This window comes from Aeromonas sp. QDB14, from assembly GCF_027707845.1.
GTDB classification, from domain to species: Bacteria; Pseudomonadota; Gammaproteobacteria; order Enterobacterales; family Aeromonadaceae; genus Aeromonas; species Aeromonas caviae.
In genome coordinates this window covers 1-2225 of record NZ_JAPCJD010000160.1, presented here as the reverse complement: position 1 = coordinate 2225, position 2225 = coordinate 1, and the positions used below count along the sequence as shown (strand labels likewise).

The window sequence follows — 2225 nt, the reverse complement described above, 5'->3', positions numbered from 1 at the left end:
GAGACCATTAAAAGAGGCGTCAGAGGCAGAAAACGTTGCTTAACGTGAGTTTTCGTTCCACTGAGCGTCAGACCCCTTATCCGTTTCAGCAGTCATGATATTCCCCTCATTAAATCAGCCCGAGGCGCTCGAGCTCTGCACGGAGGTCAGGGGCAAGGCCGTCAGGCTTAAAAGTCCTCCACCCCCCGCCAGAAATTTCGTGAACTTGCCGCTGAGTCCCTGTTTGAGTTATCCAGATTTGTCCATGTTCCTTAGCGGCATTAATTGCTGCATCACGGGTTCGGTGGCTTTTTATATCACGGTCTTTGCCTGCTCGCAGGCTGTAAAACGGAGCGTTCTTTGTGGCCATTCAGATACCACCTTCTTCAACTACCGGGCGCTTTGTCGGATCTAGCCAAGCCAGAGCTTCATTCTTGCATTCTTCGCGAGACGCGCTGTACCCGGCCTGCACCATGACCCGTCCATACTCAGCTGCCAGGTATTCATAAGCATCGGCCATGTCAGTCAGGGTCTGGGCTGCGTCGACATTTCCGGAATGGTACAGACCCTTTGCTTGCATTCGTACTTTGGGAATTCCTTTGATGCTCATGATGTTCTCTCTTTGGTCGGATAGATAATATTTCGATTAGTTGAATGTACCATATTGCTGAATGACGCAACTCCTGGTGCGCTCCCGGCTTGGTTAATCTAGGAATGACAGGTCGCAATCACGAATGAGGATCTGCTGTCGTGATCATGTCGGGGGGGGGGAGTAAGGATAGTTGGGGGGGGGCCACTAATGGGTGGCCATCCTAAAGTCTCGGTGGCGCGAGCCCCTACGATGGGGGCTTTGCGCTGCGCTGGGACACGCCAGAGCACGCAGCTCCGATGTCAACAATTAATAGCGAGCGGCGAATTCCTGGCCCTTTCTATGTCGGTAAATTTCCCGGGCCCGCTTATTGATTTCTCCGTTGTGTGACAAGCTCGCCAAGATCCCAACCGCAGCTATTAGCCACGGAATTGACCAGAGAGAAAAGTATCCAACGAAATCTTCATGTTGCCAAACATCATCCAAGCCACAGGCAAGACGAACTATGGCCGCAGCCATACAGATAGAGATGGTAATGACCCACCCGGGAATCACATCTACATGCGCTTTCGCGATGTCTTTACTCGTTGGTCCATGTCTCATGATCTCCGACCTCTTCTAGGCTGATTTCGATGGGATGAACCTACCATGATGCTGGACAACGCAACCCCAAGAGGTCTAGCAAGAAGGGGGGGCTGGTGGACCATCCCTGGCTCTCTCAGTTGATGGATCACCGGCAGTTATGTGAGAAACTCGATGAGTTGTGGGCCGCTGATGATAGTGACAGGGGATCCCTTGACCGCGTGCCAAGCTGATTTCGGCGTTCGTCCAGTGTGAATGAACAGGCCTTTACATTCCTGCTGCCGGCATTGCTCAGCAAATGCTCTCACATGGTCTGTGCTGATGAATTTTTGGTAGCGTTTTGCCTGGATTAGTACCAGTTCACCGCTTATGACCGCCTTTCCATCAACCCCCCCATCTCGGGAATAGCTTTTGTTTCGGATGATCATCATTCCCTTCAGTTCCAATGCGCTCAGAATGAGCTCCTCAAATGTGTATGGGTCGATCTTGCGGAGGTAGGCTATCTGGGCCTGCCACGTCGATAATCCCCGAATTTTTGCCAGTACAGAACCCGATTGCTCTATCCGTACCTCATGTCTTCCTTTTTTACCCCTTGGCCTGCGGGTTGGGTTTACAAATGCGAGCATGACGAGCAGTACAAGTAGAACCAGAATCGGCCAGGCCTGCAGGTGTAGAAGAAGAGAGGAAAGCGGCTCAGTGAATGAGGGTAGGGAAGGAAGAACAATCATGGTAACACCATTGGTGGGTGGTTGACGAAAGGCAGGCCCCCCCCTATCAAGCACCGTATGTGAGAAGAAGGCGGGGCATTTTGCCCCGCAGTGAGTTTCGGATCGCGCTATTCGCCGGCGTCCAGGATTTGGTAGGTACCGATGGCGGCCAACTCTTGCTCTAGTTGCTCTAGCCGCAGAAGGGCATCCGAGTCGTTCCCTGCATGCTGATGATCAAGGCACGTAGATATTCGGTCCCAGACAAACAACAACTCTTTCATGCTGAGGGATGCCCCCGGTGTCAGAATAGTTGTCGCCTAATCTGAATAATCTAAATGTGAAGACCGGGGGCGGATAAAGAGTGTCGA

General features: G+C 52.1%; 2 protein-coding genes. Both read right to left on the bottom strand.

The window, feature by feature from the left end; translation table 11 throughout:
* Positions 1-349: 349 nt before the first annotated feature.
* Complete coding sequence (locus PG887_RS22140) at positions 350-589, bottom strand: hypothetical protein (RefSeq protein WP_160838349.1); 240 nt, start codon at positions 587-589, stop codon at positions 350-352.
* A gap of 719 nt (positions 590-1308) precedes the next feature.
* On the bottom strand, positions 1309-1878 hold the full coding sequence (locus PG887_RS22135) for a restriction endonuclease (RefSeq protein ID WP_210538265.1): 570 nt from the start codon (positions 1876-1878) through the stop codon (positions 1309-1311).
* Positions 1879-2225: the final 347 nt, after the last annotated feature.

Coding starts and splice junctions, on each gene's coding strand:
- PG887_RS22135 (WP_210538265.1), bottom strand. CDS start 1,878: ATGATTGTTCTTCCTTCCCTACCCTCATTCACTGAGCCGCTTTCCTCT.
- PG887_RS22140 (WP_160838349.1), bottom strand. CDS start 589: ATGAGCATCAAAGGAATTCCCAAAGTACGAATGCAAGCAAAGGGTCTG.